This is a genomic window from Bacillus sp. FSL W8-0770 (assembly GCF_038008705.1).
Taxonomy (GTDB): Bacteria; Bacillota; Bacilli; order Bacillales; family Bacillaceae_G; genus Bacillus_A; species Bacillus_A cereus.
In genome coordinates this window covers 4815162-4835653 of the sequence record NZ_JBBOZR010000001.1, presented here as the reverse complement: position 1 = coordinate 4835653, position 20492 = coordinate 4815162, and the positions used below count along the sequence as shown (strand labels likewise).

The following is a 20492-nucleotide window of genomic DNA, read 5'->3' as shown; positions in this document are numbered from 1 at the left end:
TTTGCTTATATAAAAAGGAGAGAATTTATTATGTCAACAATTATTGATGTTTATGCTCGCGAAGTCCTTGACTCTCGTGGTAACCCAACTGTAGAAGTAGAAGTTTACACAGAAAGCGGCGCTTTCGGACGCGCTATCGTACCAAGTGGTGCATCTACTGGTGAGCACGAAGCAGTAGAATTACGTGACGGTGACAAATCTCGTTACCTTGGTAAAGGTGTTGTTAACGCAGTAAACAACGTTAACGAAATTATCGCTCCAGAAATCGCTGGTTTCGATGTAACTGACCAAGCTGGTATCGACCGTGCTATGATCGAATTAGATGGCACTCCAAACAAAGGTAAACTAGGTGCTAACGCTATCCTTGGTGTATCTATGGCAGTAGCTCACGCAGCAGCTGACTTCGTAGGTCTTCCATTATACCGTTACCTTGGTGGATTCAATGCAAAACAATTACCAACTCCAATGATGAACATCATCAACGGTGGTTCTCACGCTGATAACAACGTTGACTTCCAAGAGTTCATGATCTTACCAGTTGGTGCTCCAACATTCAAAGAATCAATCCGTATGGGTGCTGAAGTATTCCATGCACTTAAAGCTGTATTACATGACAAAGGTCTTAACACTGCAGTAGGTGACGAAGGTGGATTCGCTCCAAACCTTGGTTCTAACCGTGAAGCTTTAGAAGTAATCATCGAAGCTATCGAAAAAGCTGGTTACAAAGCTGGCGAGAACGTATTCTTAGGAATGGACGTTGCTTCTTCTGAGTTCTACAACAAAGAAACTGGTAAATATGACCTTGCAGGCGAAGGCCGTACTGGCTTAACTTCTGCAGAAATGGTTGATTTCTATGAAGAGCTTTGCAAAGACTTCCCAATCATCTCTATCGAAGATGGTTTAGACGAAAACGACTGGGATGGTCACAAATTATTAACTGAGCGTATCGGTGATAAAGTACAATTAGTTGGTGACGATTTATTCGTAACTAACACTCAAAAACTTGCTGAAGGTATCGAAAAAGGTATCTCTAACTCAATCTTAATTAAAGTTAACCAAATCGGTACTTTAACTGAGACTTTCGAAGCTATCGAAATGGCTAAACGTGCTGGTTACACAGCAGTTGTATCTCACCGTTCTGGTGAAACTGAAGATGCTACAATCGCTGACATCGCAGTTGCAACTAACGCTGGCCAAATCAAAACTGGTTCTATGAGCCGTACTGACCGTATTGCTAAGTACAACCAATTATTACGCATCGAAGACGAACTAGGCGAAATCGCTGTTTACGATGGTATCAAATCTTTCTATAACATCAAACGATAATTGTAGGAAATAAACGACAGACCGTGAGAAATCACGGTCTGTTTTTTTATGCTAAAATTGTTCACCCGTCATAAGTGACATGAAATGTTTGAAGAAGCGGTTATAGTCAAAATCAATTGCGATTTGATGAACCGGCCAATCAATAAATGGCTTCTGGTTCACTAGAGAGCGAAATTCCCCTATGCTTGCTCCTTGTGCAGAGGATTCTGTCATGACAACAATAGGTGATTTATGATACGTGAACATAGAGTTATCAAATAAAGCGAGTATTGGCATTGTGTCATGGAAGGGGCTCCCCTTTAAATGTGGTAGGGCGTCTTTATAATATCCGTAGTAATAATGATCAAATAACGGTTTGACAAGTGGAGCTTTTCCTTTTGCCTCAATGTATTCTGCCATTTCTGGTGTAATGATGGAGTATTGAGTGACGTTTAATGGGTATATGTACATGTTAACTGCGGATTGAAGGACTATATTAGCGGCAGTAGGATCGCCATAAAAGTTTGCTTCGGAAATAGGGGTAACATTACCAGGATGTAAAAAGGCACCGCCCATTACGTAGTAAGATTTAATTTGTTTCATTAACTGTTTGCACATGATAAACAAAATTGCTAGGGAGGTAAGTCTTCCTAAACTCACAATGATTAATTCATCTTTATACTGTTCAATAAGAGGAATGACTTCAAAAAAATTCTCCATTTCCCCGTTAGTCACATTCACCTTTGGAATAATTGGACCGAGCCCCTGTTTCCCATGTACATCCGTAAAAAACGCAGGTGGGGCACCTGTAAGGGGACGTTCTGAACCACCGAATATCTTGATATTTCTATTCTTTGTTTCGTTATTAAAAAAATGAGCATTTTCTACGGCCATTTTTTTTGGAACATTGCCGTAATCAGCAACGATACCGACGATTTCTATTTCATCGATAAAGAATGCTAAGAGGAGAGCCATCGTATCATCAATCCCAGGATCACAAAAAATGAGAACTTTTTTGGGCATATGTTCACCACCTATCTTGTTTATCCGGTACAAATCCGCTTGGTGAGGGATAATAATTAATGGGGATGAGGAAAATCTCAATGATTAAAGTTTCACTTTATATATATGTAAGTTTAAGGATAAAAAGATTATTTTATTGAAATAATAGTCTTTTAAATTCAGAAAATAAAAACTTTTTATATTAGGTCAAGGTTTTTGACGTAATTTCTGTTTAGAAATGCAGTCATATCAAGGTTGTAAGCGTATAACATAGGCTGTTTTTGCTATCAAGTTGATAAATTGCAGCTTTTTACAATTTATACTATGATAAAGATATTAACAGAAGATCGTATAAACATGAGGGATGATGAACATGAAATTTACAAAGATTCTTGTCCAAATTGCTGCTCTTTACGTGTTTTATATGGTTGGAACTTGGGTGCAAGAAATGTTAAATATTCCGATTCCAGGAAGTTTGATTGGAATGTTCCTCTTACTTGTTTTACTTAGCCTAAAAGTTCTTCCAGTGAAATGGTTCGATTTAGGAGCAGAAACACTCGTTGCTATTATGCCGTTTTTATTAATTCCGCCAACGCTTGGCCTAATGAATTACGGTGCTTTTTTTATGAGTAAAGGAATTTCTCTTTTCATTACAGTTGTAGCGAGTACATTTTTAATTATTATTGTCGCAGGACATACAGGACAATATCTTGCGAATAGGAAGGAAAGAGAGTCGCGATGAGCCAAATATTAATCGGAATTGGTTGGGTTCTTTTTACGGTGCTATTATATCAATTATCTAAAAAAATCTATAAATTATTTCCAACACCATTCACCATTCCAATGCTTGTAGCAACTGGATTAATGGCTTTCCTATTTATCGTGCTTGATATACCATATCAACATTATATGGAAAGTGGTGGTGGCTGGATTGCAAAGCTACTTGGACCCGGTGTTGTAGCATTTGCAATTCCTCTTTATAAACAACGTCATGTTCTGCAAAAATATGTTGTACCGATTGCTGGCGGGGTATTAGTAGGTACAACAGTTGCAATCGCTAGTGATTTTGCGATTGCTTCACTTATGGGAACAGATAAAAGCTTAATCTTATCGTCATTACCAAAATCGGTGACAATGCCAGTTGCGATGAGTGTTTCTGAACAAGTTGGTGGTGTACCTTCCTTAACAGCAGCTTTCGTTGTTATCGCAGGTATTACTGGAACGATTACAGGACCCCTTTTATTAAAATGGAGCCGTGTTACAAACTCAGTTGGTAAAGGTATCGGATTTGGATGTGCTTCTCATATTATGGGCGTGATGAGAGCAATGAAAAATAATGAGCATGAAGGTGTTATTGGATCGGTAACAATGACATTAACAGCAATTTTGACATGTTTACTTGGACCGTTATTTGCGATGATGTTTATGTAATAGAAGAAAAGCGAGAGCGCCTCTATAGCTCTCGCTTTTCTATAGAATTTATGCTACAGTTACAATAACTGAATCTTTGTAGGAGGTACGCCAAGTGCATACGTTATTATCAGTTTTACTTATTATTGTATCGATTTTAATGATTGTTATGGTACTTATGCAATCTAGTAATAGCTCAGGCCTTTCAGGTGCAATTTCAGGCGGTGCGGAGCAATTATTTGGTAAGCAAAAGGCACGTGGAATTGAAGCGGTATTAAACCGTATTACAATTGTTTTAGCTGTATTGTTCTTTGTATTAACAATTGGTGTTACGTACTTCAATTTATAGAATTGAAAGAAGAAGCGTTAGTGAATGGTACTAATGGTTCTTCTTTTTTTGTTTTGCTATTTGAAAGATGTTTCTAATTAGATTATAGAAATACAAATATGGTACACTAGATATAGAAAGAATACGACTAGATTACAGAAGAGAAAGAGGAGAAATACATGATGAAATTAGCATCTCCGAAACCATTTACATTTGAGGGTGGAGACCGCGCTGTTTTATTACTACATGGATTCACAGGGAACTCAGCTGATGTACGTATGTTAGGGCGTTTCTTAGAAAAGAAAGGCTATACTTGTCATGCGCCAATTTATAAAGGGCACGGTGTACCACCAGAAGAGCTTGTTCATACAGGGCCTACAGATTGGTGGCAAGATGTAACGGAGGCATATCAGCTTTTAAAAGATAAAGGTTTTGAGAAAATTGCTGTTGTTGGATTGTCACTTGGCGGCGTATTTTCTTTAAAATTAGGTTATACAGTACCGGTTTTAGGTGTAGTACCAATGTGTGCACCGATGTATATTAAGAGCGAAGAAACGATGTACCAAGGTATATTGGCATATGCCCGCGAATATAAAAAACGTGAGCAAAAATCACCTGAACAAATTGAACAAGAAATGTTGGAATTCCAAAAGACACCGATGAATACATTAAAAGCATTACAACAATTAATTGCTGACGTACGTAACAATGTGGATATGATTTATGCACCAACATTTGTTGTACAAGCACGTCATGATGAAATGATTAATACAGATAGTGCTAACATTATTTATAACGGTGTAGAATCTACGTTAAAAGACATTAAATGGTATGAAGACTCTACGCATGTCATTACACTTGATAAACAACGTGACGAGCTACATGAGGATGTATATAACTTCTTGGAGCAACTAGATTGGTAAGATCTAGTTGCCTCTTTTTTTCATAAGGAATTTTTTGTGAAAACTGTAAAAATCATAAGGGGAGTATTGAAGTTTCACTTTATACATCCCCTATCTTTCGGATACACTAAATAATATAAGGTTTTAAAGGAGGTATTTTTGCTTGGAAGAAATCATACAAGAACATATTGATAAGTTGTTATTATTTATGAGAGAAGAAGCGTATAAACCGCTAACGATACAAGAGTTAGAAGAGGCATTTGGGATTGAAGGTTCTGAGGGCTTTAAAGATTTCGTAAAGGCACTTGTAACGATGGAAGAAAAGGGACTTGTTATTCGTACTCGTAGCAACCGTTACGGTCTTCCTGAAAAGATGAATTTAATACGCGGTAAGTTAATTGGACATGCACGTGGTTTTGCATTCGTTGTACCAGACGAGAAGAAAACGGGAGACGATGATCTTTTCATCCCGCCTACAGAATTAAACGGTGCACTTCATGGCGATACAGTATTAGCACGCCTTAGTTCTCAATCGAGCGGTTCGCGTCAAGAAGGTTCAATTGTACGCATTTTAGAGCGTGGAACGAAAGAACTAGTTGGTACATATACAGAATCGAAAAACTTTGGATTCGTTATACCTGACAATAAGCGCTGGACGAGTGATATCTTTATCTTGAAAAGCGCATCGATGGGCGCTGTAGAAGGTCATAAAGTAGTTGTGAAAATTACGAGCTATCCAGAGAATCGTTTAAGTGCAGAAGGTGAAGTTATTCAAATTCTAGGTCATAAAAATGATCCAGGAGTAGATATTTTATCTGTCATTCATAAACATCATTTACCTTTAGCATTCCCTGAGGAAGTGATGGAGCATGCAAACAGTGTACCAGAAACGATTTCAGAAGAAGATTTAAAAGATCGCCGCGACCTGCGCGATCAAATGATCGTAACGATTGATGGTGCAGATGCGAAAGACTTAGATGATGCTGTTACAGTAACGAAGCTTGAGAACGGTAACTACAAGCTAGGCGTTCACATTGCGGATGTAAGTCATTACGTTCAAGAAGGCTCTCCAATTGATGTTGAAGCAGCGGAAAGAGCGACGAGTGTATATCTTGTTGACCGTGTAATCCCGATGATTCCGCATCGTCTATCTAACGGTATTTGTTCATTAAATCCGAAAGTAGACCGTCTGACGTTATCTTGTGAAATGGAAATCAACAATTTAGGTGATGTTGTTAAACACGAGATTTTCCAAAGTGTTATTAAAACGACAGAGCGTATGACGTATGCTGACGTAAGAAGCATTTTAGAAGATGAGGACGAAGAGTTAATTAAGCGTTATGAGCCGCTCGTACCGATGTTTAAAGAGATGGGGCAATTGGCACAAATTTTACGTGAAAAACGTATGCGCCGTGGTGCAATTGACTTTGACTTTAAAGAAGCGAAAGTATTAGTGGATGAAGAAGGAAAACCGACTGATGTTGTTATGCGTGATCGTTCTGTTTCAGAGAAGTTAATTGAAGAATTTATGCTTGTTGCGAATGAAACAGTAGCAGAGCACTTCCACTGGATGAACGTACCGTTTATGTACCGTGTCCATGAAGATCCGAAAGAAGATAAGCTTGAGCGTTTCTTCGAGTTTGTAACGAACTTCGGATATGCGGTAAAAGGACGTGCGAATGAAGTGCACCCTCGTGCGCTGCAACAAATTCTTGAAATGGTTCAAGGACAGCCAGAAGAAGTAGTTATTTCAACAGTTATGCTTCGTTCTATGAAGCAAGCTCGTTACGATGCGGATAGTTTAGGACATTTCGGTTTATCAACTGAGTTCTACACACATTTCACATCACCAATTCGTCGTTACCCAGATACAATCGTTCATAGATTAATTCGTGAATACATTATTAATGGTAAAGTCGACAACGAAACGCAAGCAAAATGGCGTGAAAAATTACCTGAGATTGCAGAGCACTCTTCTAATATGGAACGCCGTGCTGTTGAAGCAGAGCGTGAAACAGATGAGATGAAAAAAGCAGAGTATATGGTTGATAAGATCGGAGAAGAGTATGACGGTATGATTAGCTCTGTAACAAACTTCGGTTTATTCGTAGAGCTTCCAAATACAATTGAAGGTCTTGTACACGTTAGCTACTTAACGGATGATTACTACCGTTATGACGAGCAACATTTCGCTATGATCGGAGAACGTACAGGAAACGTATTCCGCATCGGTGACGAAATTACAATTCGCGTTATTAATGTAAACAAAGACGAGCGTGCAATCGACTTTGAAATCGTTGGCATGAAAGGCACACCTCGCCGTAAGTTCAAAGATCGTCCAGTCGTTATCGAGCAGCCAAGAACAGGCAGAAAGAAACGCGGTGGACGTAGCGAGCGCAGTAATGAGCGCGGCGGTGAACGTGGCACAGGTAGAAAATTTGACCGTGGTGGTAAAGGAAAAGGAAGAGGATCTGCATCCGCATCCGCATCCGCATCCGCATCCGCATCCGCTTCTGCTAGCCAGCCAGGAAAAAAAGATGGTAACGGTAAGAAGAAAAAAGCATTCTTCGAAAATGTACCAGGATTCAAGAAGAAAAAGAAAAAGCGTAAGTAAGAAAAGAGTGGCTTCGCTTTGATGAAAAGCGGGGCCTTTTCTTTTTTCTTCGTGGCTTAAGAGCGAGCCACTTTCGCTTTTAATGGAATCCAGCTACAGTGGCAAGAATCTGTTGGCCATTTCACTCCCTCGGCCGAAGCAAAAAGCGCTTCTCTGTCGGGAGTTCCAATGTCCAAAGATTCTGAGTGAGCCACTTTCGCTTTTTATTAACATTTGTTACAATAGTAAAAATAGAGGAGGGACGTTATATGCCAAAGGGTACAGGTAAGGTTATTGCACAGAATAAAAAAGCATTTCATGATTATTTCATCGAAGAAACATACGAAGCAGGGCTTGTCCTTCAAGGAACGGAAATTAAGTCGATTCGCGCTGGACGCGTAAACTTGAAAGATGCGTTTGCACGTGTACATAATGGTGAAGTATGGGTTCATAATATGCACATTAATACGTACGAACAAGGGAATCGTTTCAACCATGATCCACTTCGTACGAGAAAATTACTTCTGCATAAAAAAGAAATTGATAAACTAGCGGGCGCTGCGAAAGAAACAGGTTACGCATTAGTTCCACTTAGAATTTATTTAAAAAATGGATTTGCAAAGATGGCACTTGGTTTAGCAAAAGGTAAGAAGCAATACGATAAACGTCACGATTTAAAAGAGAAAGAAGCTAAACGTGAAATTGCACGCGCGTTCCGTGATCGCCAAAAGATGTAATACAGATATTTACATTTGTAAAATGGAGCGCGTATGTTATAATAACTTATGTAAGGTTGTTGCACATTGAAAAACAGCTCTTAGTAGCTATCACGATATTTTCTTCGTATGCTCCATTTTTATCATGGGGACGTTACGGATTCGACAGGGATAGTTCGAGCTTAGGTTGCGAGTCGAGGGGATCGGCCTCGTTAAAACGTCAAAGCCTATAATTGGCAAACAAAACAATCTTTCTTTAGCTGCTTAATTGCACTAAAGGTTCCTCCCTCCATCGTCCATGTGGTAGGGTAAGGGACTCAAACTAAGTGGACTACGCCGGAGTTCGCCGTCTGAGGACAAAGGAAGAGAACAACCAGACTAGCAACTTGGAAGCCTGTCGATAGGCCGAAGAGTTCGCGAAATGCTAATATATCGACTACACTCGTAGAAGCTTAAGTGCCGATATTTTTGGACGTGGGTTCGACTCCCACCGTCTCCACCAATACATATTTGGTGGTTTTTTATTTTGTATAATATGAACCATAATTTTGCCAGGTTGGTGAGGTTATGGTTCTTTTTGTTTGTGGTTTTATAGAATGCTGAAGTTGATGGGACGGTATCCCTGAAAGAGAGAATAAAAAATGGTTATTGATGATAAGCGGGTAGATACTATAGCAGATTGTAAACGCTCAATTGTTAAGTGGTTATTATTTTTTTACTTTATTCGAATCTTCATATGTTTTGTGTTTTTATCCATACCTATTGTAAGATTATATAGAGTTCTCCTAATAAACTGTTTTAATGGATTATTTAGGGGTTTTAAATTTATAAATCTTAAATTATTTTTTCGGGATAATTTTTTTATCTAAATAATTTATATTGAAGTAGAGGTGAACCATCGGTGAAGCAGGTGTTGGTGATTAAAAATGAACGGTCTTCAGCAAAGAAAATCGTAAGCGGTTTAACGCAAGAGGGCCATTTCATTTTAAAACTTCACAATGAAAACCAAGATTTAAATATAGCATATGAGCAAGATTGGGATATTATCATATTGGATTGGGATTCATTAAGTATATCGGGACCAGAAATTTGTAGACAAATACGACTTGTTAAAACGACACCAATCATTATTGTGACCAACAATATTTCTAGCGAGGATTGCATAGCAGGGTTACAAGCAGGAGCAGATGATTATATTAGAAAACCATTTGTGAAGGAAGAATTAGTAGCGAGAGTTCAAGCTATTTTAAGAAGAAGTGACTATAACCAGCAAAATGAGACAAACTTTTTTCAGTTTAAAGATCTCTTTGTTGATGCATCTAGCAATATTGTGAAAAAAGGTGGCAAAAATCTCTCGCTTACGAAGCGCGAGTACGATTTACTTGTATTTTTAATTAAGAATAAAAATACGATATTAAGCCGTGAAATGCTTTTGAATCAAGTTTGGGGATATGACGTAGTAGTAAATCCGAATGTAGTAGACTTATATATTGGGTATGTAAGAAAAAAGCTAAAGTGCGAGAAGAAAGATAGATATATTCAAACGATACATGGCAGAGGCTATTCAATGGTTGAATGATAAAAATAAGATAATAAAGTAGTTTCTGTGAAATATTAGCTATTACTGCGCGTATTTTGTAAGGGAAGGTCTCTGTCCCGTATTTGTTGAGAAAGTATTTAATGAAGGTTAATCAACAGTCCTGACCGCACATATTACTTTTTATGCTTGATTTTATGAATTCATACGATTCACAAGATTTTCACAGAATTAATGACTATACTAATTAACAGGATGTTCAAATGAAAATGATTATCAATAGCGATTCAATTGAATAAAAGTTACCTTCTAATTCAATCTATGGATGTCATCATTTTCGAAATAAATCACACTATAAGGAGTATACATATGAAAAAATCTATGCTTTTAAAATTAGTGAGTATTCTAGCAATTTTCACTTTAATGTTAGTGGCTTGCTCAGATTCAAGTAAAGAAACTTCGAAGGCTAATAATAAAGATAATGGTAGTGATAAGCCAAAAACGGTTGAAATCACTGATGCTCATGGAACTGTTAAAGTACCTGTAAACCCAAAGAATGTAGTTGCTTTGGATAACAGAACTTTTGAAACTTTATCTGATTGGGGAATTAAATTAGCGGCTGCTCCAAAGGATATCATGCCTGCTGATTCAGCATATAAAAAGGATGAAAAAGTTCAAAATATTGGGAATCACCGTGAACCAAATCTAGAAATTATTGCAGCGGCAAACCCTGATCTTGTAATCGTTGGTCAAAGATTTGCTGATCATTATGAAGAAATCAAAAAATTAGTGCCAAATGCAGCTGTTATTGATCTTAATTTTGATGTTTCTGAGAAGGCTACTAAGCCTGGAGAAAACTTAGTAAAAGGACTTAAAGATTCTACAACTACTTTAGGTAAAATCTTTGCTAAAGATAAAGAAGCTAAACAATTAGTAGCTGATTTTGATAAATCTATTGAAAAAGCAAAATCTGCTTATAACGGAAAAGATAAAGTTATGAGTGTTATCGTTACTGGTGGAAATATTGGCTTTGCTGCGCCGCACTCTGGTCGCGTTTGGGGACCTATGTATGACATTTTCGGTTGGACTCCAGCATTAGAAGTTTCGAATTCTACTGCAGGTCATAAAGGTGATGACGTTTCTGTTGAAGCTATTGCACAAACAAATCCTGATTGGCTTTTCGTATTAGATCGTGATGCTGCAACATCTGATGCAGCTAAGTCAACACCTGCTAAGGATGTTATTTCTAAATCACCTGCTCTTCAAAACACAACTGCTGTTTCTAAAAAACAAGTTATTTATGCACCAGAAGATACTTACACAAATGAATCAATTCAAACTTATATAGAGTTATTTGGAAATATGGCAAAAACTTTAGCTAAGTAGTGTAAAGGGGTACGAAACAGTGTCAAAAAATATGATTTCTAGGGTTGAGAATATTTCTCAACCCCAGTTTTATAATCAAAATAAAATATGGACAAAACCTTTTATAATAGCAGTTATAGTTGTTATAATTTTAGGGATTATATCACTGTTTACTGGAGTTTATGATATACGTGGACAAGAGGACGGAATGGAGATGTTTTTCATCACTCGTGTTCCAAGAACGTTTGCATTAATGCTTACTGGAGCTGCGATGGCGATGGCAGGGCTCGTCATGCAACTTATTACACAGAATCGCTTTGTTGAACCTACTACAACGGGGACTATTGAATGGTCAGGCTTAGGCCTGCTTTTTGTGTATTTATTATTTCCTGCCCCGACTTTAGTTCAAAGAATGACTGGTGCAATCATTTTTTCTTTTATAGGAACTATGATTTTCTTTCTATTTTTAAGAAGAGTTAAGCTTCGTTCGTCTTTAATTGTTCCGATTATTGGATTGATGCTTGGAGCAGTAATTTCTGCAGTGTCTACTTTTTTAGGACTCCTTTTTCAAAAGACGCAAAGTATTGAAACTTGGTTTGTAGGTTCATTTGCTAACATTCAGGTGGGAAGATATGAATATTTATGGCTGATTGTTATCATTACTTTTCTTATTTTTATGTATGCTAATAGATTGACTTTAGCTGGACTAGGAGAAGATGTCGCAACAAGTCTTGGAGTTAATTACAATAGAATTGTTCTTTTTGGGACTGCTCTTATCTCTGTTGCAGTTGGAATTGTTGCAGCTGTTATTGGACACTTACCTTTCTTAGGATTAATTGTGCCAAATATCGTTTCAATGTTTAGAGGTGATGATCTTAGGAGTAATTTACCTTGGGTTTGTGTGATCGGAATGGGATCAATAACTGCCTGTGACATCATTTCTCGAACAATTATACAGCCTTTTGAATTACCTGTTTCTTTAATACTTGCAACAGTGGGAGCAGTCGTGTTTATTACTATTTTATTGAGACAAAGAAAACCAAGGAGGCTACGATGATCACATTAGAATATAGAAAAAAAGAAAATGTCGAAATCGATTCTAGCCTTCATAATGAAAGTAGATCAGCTAGCGCTTTTCGGTCTAAGAAGGAAGCAAGACGTTATTGGATTTTACTGATAACATTGATTGCTTTAGGTCTTCTTTCTTCATATGGACTTTTAGTTTATAACAATCCAGTTCCGCTAGATTCACCTTCTTTTATCCCAGTCGTTAAGAGAAGGATAGTAGCTATTGTTGCAATGATTATTGCTGCGGTTTGCCATAGCTTGTCGACAGTTGCTTTCCAATCTATTACGAATAATAAAATTATTACTCCTTCACTTTTAGGTTTCGAATCACTTTATTCAGCAATTCAAACGAGTACAGTATTCTTCTTTGGTGCTAGTGCGTTAATAAATTTTAATGGAATTGGATCATTTTTATTCCAAGTTGTTGTTATGGTCTTCATGAGTTTAATACTTTATGGATGGTTACTTTCCGGTAAATACGGGAATTTACAACTTATGCTTTTAGTTGGAATTATTATTGGTACCGGGCTAAATTCTGTGTCAACTTTCATGAGAAAACTACTTGCGCCTTCAGAATTTGATATTTTACAAGCAAGATTATTTGGTTCTGTTAATCATGCAGATCCTGCATATTTTCCTATTGTAATTCCTATGATCATAATTGTAGCGGTATTAATTTTTGCTCATTCTAAGAATTTGAATGTTTTGTCACTAGGAAAAGATGTTGCTACTTCTTTTGGAGTTAAATATCAACCTAGTGTAATTTATACGCTTGTATTAGTAGCTATTTTGATGTCTATTTCAACAGCTCTAATTGGGCCACTTACTTTCTACGGCTTTTTAGTGGCAACTTTGAGTTATCAGGCAGCGTCAACTTATGATCATAGATATATTTTTCCGATGGCTTTTGCTATAGGATTTTTAATAATGACGAGCGCATACTTTTTAATGTATCATGTATTCCATGCTCAAGGTGTAGTTTCAGTTATTATTGAATTATTTGGTGGAATTATATTCTTAACTATAGTTTTAAGGAAGAGGGCTTTATGATAAAAATTGATAATGTTAAAAAGTTCTATACTGATAAGGTAAAAATAGGACCTTTGGATATTGAAATACCAAAAGCAGGCTTTACTTCTTTAATTGGACCAAATGGCGCTGGAAAGTCCACGACACTTTTGATGATTGGCAGACTTTTAGATATGGATGAAGGCCAAATTCAGGTAGCAAATATGGATGTTTCTGAATCCAAATCAAAAGACTTAGCAAAAGTTTTGACTATATTGCGACAAGAAAATCATTTTGTAACTAGGCTTACAGTTAGACAATTAGTTGGATTTGGGCGCTTTCCTTATTCAAAGGGAAGATTGACTAAAGAAGATGAGGTTATCATTTCTAAATATATCGATTTCTTAGATTTAACTAGTTTAGAGAATAGATATTTAGATGAGCTTTCTGGTGGTCAAAGACAAAGGGCATATGTAGCGATGGTATTGTGCCAAGAGACGGAATATGTACTTTTGGACGAACCTTTGAACAACCTTGATGTTGCTCGTTCTGTTCAAATGATGGAGCATTTAAGACGTGCAGCTAATGAATTTGGAAGAACAATTTTGACTGTCATGCATGACATAAATTTTGCAGCTAAATACTCGGATAAAATTTGTGCTATGAAAGATGGACAAATTGCTGCTTTTGGAACAGTAGAAGAGGTTATGGACTCAACACTTTTGACAGATATTTTTGAAACAAAAATAGAAATTATTAATGGTCCTTATGGGCCAATCGCAGTTTATTAGTTATAAAATGTAAAAAATACCGTAGCTTGCGTAGATTATGCAAGCTACTCTAGTTGAAGCTGCTGTCTGTATTTTATAGGCAGCAGCTTTTTTTATGTGATTACTCATAAAATGCAGAAGAATGCTTCACCTTTTCAAGTATGTACTAAACGAAAAAAATATCCCTGTATAACTTTTTAAAAGAATTCAGCTTGTTTTTTGATATGTAATATTGCATATCAGAGTGTATTGATAAAAGTGTAAGGGGTCACTATAATGAGGGCATAAAGATAAATCACATTTTCGTAGCAATAAAAAGGAGGAAATAATATGGAAATCGCAATGGCAGTTTTAAAATTTGTAGGTGGCGTAATCCCGTTAATTCAAGAACTTTTAAAAGCATTTATGTAAGTTTATCAGTTACCTATCATTTATCAATCATTATCATATTTTACTAAAAAAAGAACGGGGTGATTTTTCTGAATATTAAGAAAAACACTAAAAGAAGAAAGTTCCTTACATGTTTATTAGTTAGTCTATGCACTATTAATTATTCATCTATTTCCTTCGCAGAAACACAAGCAAGTAATGTAACTGATGTAACCAAAAATGCTAGTGGCATTAATACTGGTATAGCAAATCTTAAATATAATAATCAAGAGGTTTTAGCTGTAAATGGTGATAAAGTAGAAAGTTTTGTTCCGAAAGAAAGTATCAATTCAAATGGTAAATTTGTAGTAGTGGAACGTGAAAAAAAATCACTTACAACGTCACCAGTCGATATTTCAATTATTGATTCTGTAGTGAATCGTACGTATCCAGGAGCTGTACAACTTGCAAATAAAGCTTTTGCAGACAATCAACCGAGTTTATTAGTGGCTAAGAGAAAGCCTTTGAATATTAGTATAGACTTACCGGGCATGAGAAAAGAAAATACAATCACTGTCCAAAATCCGACATATGGTAATGTAGCTGGAGCGGTAGATGATTTAGTATCTACTTGGAATGAAAAGTATTCTACAACACATACGTTACCTGCAAGAATGCAGTATACGGAATCTATGGTTTATAGTAAATCACAAATTGCAAGTGCTCTTAATGTTAACGCTAAATATCTTGATAACAGTCTAAATATTGATTTTAATGCAGTTGCAAATGGAGAGAAAAAAGTGATGGTAGCGGCGTATAAGCAAATATTTTATACGGTAAGTGCTGAACTACCTAACAATCCATCTGACCTTTTTGATAATAGTGTTACTTTTGACGAGTTAACTCGAAAAGGCGTAAGTAATTCGGCTCCACCTGTTATGGTTTCAAATGTAGCTTATGGTAGAACGATTTATGTAAAATTAGAAACAACATCTAAGAGCAAAGATGTACAAGCTGCTTTTAAAGCCTTACTTAAGAATAACAGCGTTGAAACGAGTGGACAGTATAAAGATATTTTTGAAGAAAGTACCTTTACTGCTGTAGTATTAGGCGGAGATGCGAAAGAGCATAACAAGGTTGTTACTAAAGATTTCAATGAAATCCGAAATATCATTAAAGATAATGCTGAATTAAGTCTTAAAAATCCAGCATACCCGATTTCATATACAAGTACTTTCTTAAAAGATAATGCAACTGCTGCTGTTCATAACAATACAGATTATATTGAGACGACAACTACAGAATATTCAAGTGCTAAAATGACACTTGATCACTACGGTGCTTACGTTGCTCAATTTGATGTATCTTGGGATGAATTCACATTTGACCAAAAGGGTAACGAAGTACTAACACATAAAACGTGGGATGGTAGCGGAAAAGATAAAACGGCTCATTACTCTACAGTTATCCCACTCCCACCAAATTCAAAAAATATAAAAATTGTAGCAAGAGAATGTACAGGTCTTGCATGGGAATGGTGGAGAACAATTATTAATGAACAAAACGTTCCATTAACAAATGAAATAAAAGTTTCAATTGGAGGAACAACATTATACCCAACAGCTAGTATTAGTCATTAAGTATAAAACAAGCGCCCTATAAGTAGGGCGCTTTTTACTTGGTCACAAATTTTATTTTGTATCGGTATGTTTTTAAGTTTTGTAAATCATCAACTATAAGGTGGGAATATTGTGCAGACGAAAAGCTACATGTTTTTCGTCTTTTTGTTCTCTTGCTTAATAAGAAAGATCCTGTAACTCAGTACAGGATCTTTAATCAAACGTTTTTAAAAGCTAAATTGTGGTTTCATATCACCTTTATAAGGTTCATGTTCAACGAATATAGTTATATCCTTACCAGCTTGGTCTTTACCAGTTCTCTTATACGTAAATTTATTCTTATTTAGTTCAGTAAGTTCAAGAGCAGCACCGTATTTGTTATTTCCAATTGAAACATGGGCTCTTATTTTATTTTCGTGTACAACATCGAAGTAGCCATAATCACCGCGGCTTTGACCTGTTTCGCTATTGAAGAACTCATATTTATTAGATTTGTCATCAAATTTTGCTAGACTTATAAAATTCGAATTAAACTGTGTTACATCGTTACCAGCTTCGTCTAATACCTTTGTTCCGTGCCAAAGGGTATCGCCTAAAATTTTATCTCCATCAACGTTTTTAACAATATCTCCTGTAGTCGTGTTCAGCTGCTTGTCCGGATCAGTGAAAGAAAGTTCTTTTTCTTTATATGGGACATGTTCAACGAAAACTTCTACATCTTTACCGTTAGCGTCTTTCCCTATTCGTTTATAAGTAAATACATTTTTATTTAGTTTTGTCATGTCAACGACAGCTTGATACTTCATTGATTCTGAAATTAATATTCTTTTTTTTCCATCATTTGTGATAAAGAAAGTTCCTTTATCGCCACGACTTGCACCTGTTTTAGCATCAAAAAATTCATATCTGCCTGACTTCGCATCATATTTTGCAAGACCGATGAAGTTTGCATTCTCTTTTGTTAAGTCATTCTTATCTTTGTCATACACTCGTGTACCTTGCCAATTTGTCTCGCTAAGAATATTAGCCATTTTTTGCCCTTTAGTTAATTTATTTTCCTTTTTTGTTTCTTTAGCAACTTGTTCTTGCTTTTGTTTCCCATGATTTTCTTCAGCTTTAGTACCAGCACACCCTGTTAATGCTAATGTGAATCCGAGCAGTATGGATGATAGTGTTTTTGTTTTTTTGTTCATGTTTTATCGTCTCCTTATTTTATGATTTTAAGTAGTACGGTTAGCGATTATAGTAGCAGTGCGTCATATACGAACTTAGTTGCTACGTTTCTTATGTTAATACTCGACTATAAACTGCCTCTAAATAAAACATTAAAAAAAGATAAACTAATTCCTAAAATTTTTTCATACTTATAAAAAGGTTTTTTACATGGGGTGAATGTAAGTCTCTCATTTTGAAACTGGCGTAATCACATTGGGGTATACACATTATGCTTACAGTGCGATTTTAGATGTGGTGTTATACTGTGTATAAGATTTTATGTGTGTATGTTGTGTCGGTTTTTGTCGGTAAGTCGATATATTTCGAAAATCGCTGATATATTTGGAGTTGCGCCGATATATTTCGAAAATCGCCGATATATTTGGAGTTGCGCTGATATATTTGAAAAATCGCTGATATATTTTGGAGGGGGATAAAAATGATTGTGAAAGAGCGGAAACTGCCCGTATATTTGCTGCAATTAGAAGCTTTACTTAGAAGATTGCCTGCTCATTATCCAAAAAGGAATGTGGTGGTTGAAAGTCTAGCGAAATTTATGGCCGGCTATAAAGGAGAGCAGGCGGTTGAGTATCCGCTGAGTTTTCTATCCGAAGCAGAATACCATATTTTACATGATATTAGGTTATTTGATCAAAAACATTATTTCCAAATTGATACTCTCATAGTTTCATCTTATTTTCTTCTTTTTCTTGAAATAAAAAATATTATTGGTACATTAATTTTTGATGCAAATTTCAATCAGCTTATTCGAATAGCAGATGGTACTACGGAAGAAGGATTCCCAGATCCGCTTTTACAACTGAAACGGTAAGAGATGCAACTGAGAAAATGGCTGAATCTACATAATTTACATAATATTCCAATTGAATCCCTCGTTGTAATTAGTTCCCCTCGTACAATTATTAAAACTTCAGATGAAATACTGTCTAGTAAAATTATCCACAGTGCAAATTTACCTAATAGAATAAAACAGATTAAAAATCAATATAAAGAAAAAGTGATTGATAATATAAATGGACTTATAGGCCAGATTATGAATGAGCATATTCCGCAACGTCAAAATGTTCTTGCGCAATATAAAATTAAAAAAGAGGAATTGCTAAAGGGTGTACAGTGTGAGGAATGTTTTACAATGGCAATGTTAAAAGAAAGGCAGGGATGGCGTTGTTCAAATTGCAATAGTATGTCTAAACATGCTCATTTACGTGCTGTACAAGATTACACACTTCTGTTTAGTGTGATAACTACTAATAGCGAATTGAGGGAATTTCTTAATATGGAATCTAGTTCTGCGGTTAAAAGACTCCTCCAAACAATGAACATCACCTTCACTGGCAACAACAAAGGACGAATATATGATTTAACTTCTTTCCAATCGTAATTTTGCTATAATAAATAAGTACTTATACGAAGGGGAGTCTAAAGAGAAAATGAAGTCATTTAATATCGATCATGTTATAGCTAGTGTTTTGCAATGGATATTAAATATAGCCTTAATTATATTATCCATTGTGTTATCAATTTTCTTAGTGAATGAGACAATTACGTTCGTGCAGTATATTTTTTCGGCAAAAGAGTATACGTCTTATAAATTGGTTGAAAGTATCATCGTCTATTTCTTATACTTCGAGTTCATTGCATTAATTATTAAGTATTTTAAATCGAATTATCATTTCCCGTTACGTTATTTTATTTATATCGGAATTACGGCCTTAATTCGATTAATTATTGTGTCTCATGAGGAACCGATGGAGACGTTATTATACGCAGGAGCAATTCTTGTTTTAGTTATTGCTTTATACATATCAAATATGAGAGATTTGAGAAAAGAGTAGTAGTGCAGACATAAGTTTGCACTACTTTTTTATTTGTAATTTTCCACCCTATGATTTTGGGGATGTAATCAAATGAATAGTGTCAGGACATTCTAATTTATAAGTTACTTTGTTGTCTTCAATATCTTTCTTTATCTTTTGACATGTGTTATTCGAATATTGAATCTCTTGATTTTCATTATGTTTCTCATGTGTTTTTGTGTGGTCAACGTCATAATAGACGGAGGTAGATCCCTTTTCTTTTTTTACAGTCAAATCAATAATAACAGGCTCGTTCTTATTATTAAATTTAGTAATTCTAACTGAATCGTCTTTATTTGAATTATAGTTTTTTACGAAAGTATCTAATTTTTCTATGTTATAAACTTCATTGTTTTTCTCAATAATATCACCACGTTTTTTGGAAACCTCAAAAGTATATGTCTCGTTTTTATCGTTTTTATGCTCATTATTAGTACAACCAATAAGAGTGAATAAGACTAACGAGATTACAGGTAATGCATACTTTCTATATTGTATTTTCATAGGTTCATCTCCTTTTCTTAATTTTTAGCGATGATATATTTATAATTTTATTTTATCTTACTGAGCTTTTTGGAAAGCAAAAAGACTGTTCTTTTTTCGTTAAGTTACTGTAAATACCTACATTTTTTATTAATTGGTTATAAATTTCGGCATAATATTGTTACATCTTGACCTTCAAGTTGCTTGAAAGTTTACAATGAAATTAGGGCGTTTGAAATCGAAAAAAATTGAGAAATTAAGTGAAGAGGTTTCTTTTACTTGGAGGTTATAGGAATGAATCAGGAATTGAAGTTACGTCCATTAGAACGAGAAGATTTAAAGTTTGTACACGAACTGAATAATAATGCGCATATTATGTCGTATTGGTTTGAAGAGCCGTATGAGGCATTTGTGGAGCTGCAAGACTTATATGATAAACATATACATGATCAAAGCGAACGCCGATTTATCGTTGAGAAAGACAATGAAATGGTTGGATTAGTTGAGTTAGTAGAAATCGATTATATTCACCGTAGAACAGAATTCCAAATCATTATTGATCCGAATTATCAAGGATATGGTTATGCAGTGGATGCGACGCGTTTAGCAATGGATTACGCTTTTTCCGTACTAAATATGCATAAGATTTATTTAGTTGTGGATAAGGAAAATGAAAAGGCAGTACATGTTTATAAAAAAGTTGGGTTTATGGTAGAAGGTGAGCTTATCGATGAGTTTTTCGTTGATGGTAACTATCATAATGCAATAAGAATGTGTATGTTTCAGAAGCAATATTTTGAAAACAAGTAGTTGAAAGATTCGGAAGTAATGTTGACGCTTCGTAAAACCGTATGCTAAAATCCTTTTTAAGTATTAAGGAAGGTGCATAATATGCTTTATATAAAATTTGTAAAACTCATTAGAA

The 20492-nt window shown here is 35.6% G+C and carries 18 protein-coding genes, 1 other RNA gene and 1 pseudogene; 17 read left to right on the top strand and 3 right to left on the bottom strand.

Annotation, left to right across the window (positions count from 1 at the left end):
- Positions 1 to 30 precede the first annotated feature (30 nt).
- Positions 31 to 1326, top strand: a complete 1296-nt coding sequence (eno, locus tag NST27_RS25025; RefSeq protein ID WP_000103951.1) for a phosphopyruvate hydratase — start codon at positions 31 to 33, stop codon at positions 1324 to 1326.
- A 51-nt stretch (positions 1327 to 1377) separates the two neighbouring features.
- Here the strand turns inward: eno and NST27_RS25020 are convergent, their stop codons facing one another.
- On the bottom strand, positions 1378 to 2328 hold the full coding sequence (locus NST27_RS25020; RefSeq protein ID WP_001125050.1) for a nucleoside hydrolase: 951 nt from the start codon (positions 2326 to 2328) through the stop codon (positions 1378 to 1380).
- A 352-nt stretch (positions 2329 to 2680) separates the two neighbouring features.
- Between NST27_RS25020 and NST27_RS25015 the strand changes: the two genes are divergently transcribed.
- From NST27_RS25015 to alo, 13 genes are all read left to right on the top strand, one after another.
- On the top strand, positions 2681 to 3049 hold the full coding sequence (locus tag NST27_RS25015; protein WP_000673222.1) for a CidA/LrgA family holin-like protein: 369 nt from the start codon (positions 2681 to 2683) through the stop codon (positions 3047 to 3049).
- Positions 3046 to 3738, top strand: coding sequence for an LrgB family protein (locus tag NST27_RS25010; RefSeq protein ID WP_000078304.1), 693 nt, complete (start codon positions 3046 to 3048; stop codon positions 3736 to 3738). Before NST27_RS25015 ends, NST27_RS25010 begins: the two co-directional genes overlap by 4 nt.
- Positions 3739 to 3832: 94 nt before the next feature.
- On the top strand, positions 3833 to 4066 hold the full coding sequence (gene secG, locus NST27_RS25005) for a preprotein translocase subunit SecG (RefSeq protein WP_000557264.1): 234 nt from the start codon (positions 3833 to 3835) through the stop codon (positions 4064 to 4066).
- 161 nt (positions 4067 to 4227) lie between these two features.
- On the top strand, positions 4228 to 4968 hold the full coding sequence (estA, locus tag NST27_RS25000; RefSeq protein ID WP_000761986.1) for a carboxylesterase: 741 nt from the start codon (positions 4228 to 4230) through the stop codon (positions 4966 to 4968).
- A 142-nt stretch (positions 4969 to 5110) separates the two neighbouring features.
- Positions 5111 to 7561 carry a ribonuclease R gene (gene rnr, locus NST27_RS24995; protein WP_061661784.1) on the top strand — a complete coding sequence of 817 codons (2451 nt, stop codon included), beginning with the start codon at positions 5111 to 5113 and terminating at the stop codon, positions 7559 to 7561.
- 248 nt (positions 7562 to 7809) lie between these two features.
- Positions 7810 to 8277: an SsrA-binding protein gene (gene smpB, locus NST27_RS24990; protein WP_001123919.1), complete on the top strand. Its 468-nt coding sequence runs from the start codon at positions 7810 to 7812 to the stop codon at positions 8275 to 8277.
- Positions 8278 to 8403: 126 nt separating this feature from the next.
- Positions 8404 to 8758, top strand: a transfer-messenger RNA (tmRNA) gene (gene ssrA, locus NST27_RS24985).
- Positions 8759 to 9157: 399 nt separating this feature from the next.
- Positions 9158 to 9835: a response regulator transcription factor gene (locus tag NST27_RS24980; RefSeq protein WP_000815808.1), complete on the top strand. Its 678-nt coding sequence runs from the start codon at positions 9158 to 9160 to the stop codon at positions 9833 to 9835.
- Positions 9836 to 10162: 327 nt separating this feature from the next.
- Entirely contained in the window at positions 10163 to 11179 is a 1017-nt protein-coding gene (locus tag NST27_RS24975; protein WP_000749435.1) for a siderophore ABC transporter substrate-binding protein, read from the top strand.
- Between the two features lie 19 nt (positions 11180 to 11198).
- Positions 11199 to 12215, top strand: coding sequence for an ABC transporter permease (locus NST27_RS24970; protein WP_000042072.1), 1017 nt, complete (start codon positions 11199 to 11201; stop codon positions 12213 to 12215).
- Positions 12212 to 13276 carry an iron chelate uptake ABC transporter family permease subunit gene (locus tag NST27_RS24965; protein WP_000631246.1) on the top strand — a complete coding sequence of 355 codons (1065 nt, stop codon included), beginning with the start codon at positions 12212 to 12214 and terminating at the stop codon, positions 13274 to 13276. The genes NST27_RS24970 and NST27_RS24965 overlap by 4 nt, the downstream gene beginning before the upstream one ends.
- Positions 13273 to 14025: an iron ABC transporter ATP-binding protein gene (locus tag NST27_RS24960; protein ID WP_000590071.1), complete on the top strand. Its 753-nt coding sequence runs from the start codon at positions 13273 to 13275 to the stop codon at positions 14023 to 14025. Before NST27_RS24965 ends, NST27_RS24960 begins: the two co-directional genes overlap by 4 nt.
- Positions 14026 to 14474: 449 nt before the next feature.
- Positions 14475 to 16013 (top strand): anthrolysin O/cereolysin O family cholesterol-dependent cytolysin Alo, encoded by a 1539-nt coding sequence (gene alo, locus NST27_RS24955; RefSeq protein ID WP_000576745.1) that lies wholly within the window; start codon positions 14475 to 14477, stop codon positions 16011 to 16013.
- A 206-nt stretch (positions 16014 to 16219) separates the two neighbouring features.
- On the opposite strand, the gene NST27_RS24950 is transcribed toward alo, so the two are convergent.
- Positions 16220 to 17185 (bottom strand): DUF4822 domain-containing protein, encoded by a 966-nt coding sequence (locus NST27_RS24950; protein WP_047387144.1) that lies wholly within the window; start codon positions 17183 to 17185, stop codon positions 16220 to 16222.
- Positions 17186 to 17646: 461 nt separating this feature from the next.
- On the opposite strand from NST27_RS24950, the pseudogene NST27_RS24945 reads away from it, so the two are divergent.
- Positions 17647 to 18609 (top strand): annotated as a pseudogene (locus tag NST27_RS24945) (nuclease-related domain-containing protein).
- A 49-nt stretch (positions 18610 to 18658) separates the two neighbouring features.
- Complete coding sequence (psiE, locus tag NST27_RS24940; RefSeq protein ID WP_000834708.1) at positions 18659 to 19063, top strand: phosphate-starvation-inducible protein PsiE; 405 nt, start codon at positions 18659 to 18661, stop codon at positions 19061 to 19063.
- 48 nt (positions 19064 to 19111) lie between these two features.
- Here psiE and NST27_RS24935 read toward each other — a convergent pair whose 3' ends face one another.
- Positions 19112 to 19588, bottom strand: coding sequence for a DUF4362 domain-containing protein (locus tag NST27_RS24935; protein WP_000701816.1), 477 nt, complete (start codon positions 19586 to 19588; stop codon positions 19112 to 19114).
- A gap of 273 nt (positions 19589 to 19861) precedes the next feature.
- Between NST27_RS24935 and speG the strand changes: the two genes are divergently transcribed.
- The gene (speG, locus tag NST27_RS24930) at positions 19862 to 20377 is read left to right on the top strand and encodes a spermidine N1-acetyltransferase (RefSeq protein ID WP_001071092.1); all 516 of its coding nucleotides are present in this window, start codon (positions 19862 to 19864) and stop codon (positions 20375 to 20377) included.
- The last annotated feature ends 115 nt before the right edge of the window (positions 20378 to 20492 follow it).

Excerpts from the sequence above, each read along its gene's own strand:
- eno (WP_000103951.1), top strand. The coding sequence starts at position 31 with ATGTCAACAATTATTGATGTTTATGCTCGCGAAGTCCTTGACTCTCGT.
- NST27_RS25020 (WP_001125050.1), bottom strand. The coding sequence starts at position 2,328 with ATGCCCAAAAAAGTTCTCATTTTTTGTGATCCTGGGATTGATGATACG.
- NST27_RS25015 (WP_000673222.1), top strand. The coding sequence starts at position 2,681 with ATGAAATTTACAAAGATTCTTGTCCAAATTGCTGCTCTTTACGTGTTT.
- NST27_RS25010 (WP_000078304.1), top strand. The coding sequence starts at position 3,046 with ATGAGCCAAATATTAATCGGAATTGGTTGGGTTCTTTTTACGGTGCTA.
- estA (WP_000761986.1), top strand. The coding sequence starts at position 4,228 with ATGAAATTAGCATCTCCGAAACCATTTACATTTGAGGGTGGAGACCGC.
- smpB (WP_001123919.1), top strand. The coding sequence starts at position 7,810 with ATGCCAAAGGGTACAGGTAAGGTTATTGCACAGAATAAAAAAGCATTT.
- NST27_RS24975 (WP_000749435.1), top strand. The coding sequence starts at position 10,163 with ATGAAAAAATCTATGCTTTTAAAATTAGTGAGTATTCTAGCAATTTTC.
- NST27_RS24965 (WP_000631246.1), top strand. The coding sequence starts at position 12,212 with ATGATCACATTAGAATATAGAAAAAAAGAAAATGTCGAAATCGATTCT.
- NST27_RS24960 (WP_000590071.1), top strand. The coding sequence starts at position 13,273 with ATGATAAAAATTGATAATGTTAAAAAGTTCTATACTGATAAGGTAAAA.
- NST27_RS24950 (WP_047387144.1), bottom strand. The coding sequence starts at position 17,185 with ATGAACAAAAAAACAAAAACACTATCATCCATACTGCTCGGATTCACA.
- psiE (WP_000834708.1), top strand. The coding sequence starts at position 18,659 with ATGAAGTCATTTAATATCGATCATGTTATAGCTAGTGTTTTGCAATGG.
- NST27_RS24935 (WP_000701816.1), bottom strand. The coding sequence starts at position 19,588 with ATGAAAATACAATATAGAAAGTATGCATTACCTGTAATCTCGTTAGTC.
- speG (WP_001071092.1), top strand. The coding sequence starts at position 19,862 with ATGAATCAGGAATTGAAGTTACGTCCATTAGAACGAGAAGATTTAAAG.